Consider the following 503-nt stretch of genomic DNA (forward strand, 5'->3'; position numbering starts at 1 on the left):
CGATCACGCATGCGGCGGTGGTGAATCTGGTATCGGAGGTGTGGCCGCTGACGGAAAGTGACCGGATGCTGGTGCATTCGTCGGTCGCTTTCGATGCCTCCGTCTACGAGTTGTGGGCCCCGCTGCTGGCCGGGGGAGCGTTGGTGGTGGCTGGTGCGGGGCGGGTGGACTTCGTGGGTATCGAAGCGCAGGTCGCGAGGCACGCGGTATCGGTGATATTCCTGACCTCACCGCTATTGCCGCTGTGGGCCGAGCATTTGGCTACCGCGGCCGAAAGCACCGTCGCTACTGCAGGCGTGGTGTCTCAGTGGGGGGTGTTGCGACACGTGATCGTCGGTGGTGATGTGTTCCCGCTCGATGCTGCGCGACGGGTACACGCACTGTTGCCGAATCTGCGGGTGACCCACGCCTACGGGCCCGCGGAGAACACCGTCTACACCGCTCTGCATGAGCTCGTCGACACGGATTTCGCGGAGACGGGAGTGTCGGTGCCGATCGGTGCC

Annotated in this window: 1 protein-coding gene; it reads left to right on the top strand. The window is 64.8% G+C overall.

Translation table 11 applies throughout. The annotated features are described in order from the left end of the window. Positions 1 to 503 (top strand): AMP-binding protein (locus ACX4ZE_RS23040; protein ID WP_480275560.1); only part of this gene is annotated, 503 nt, incomplete at both ends.

It is taken from the genome of Nocardia sp. TBRC8007 (assembly GCF_056629435.1).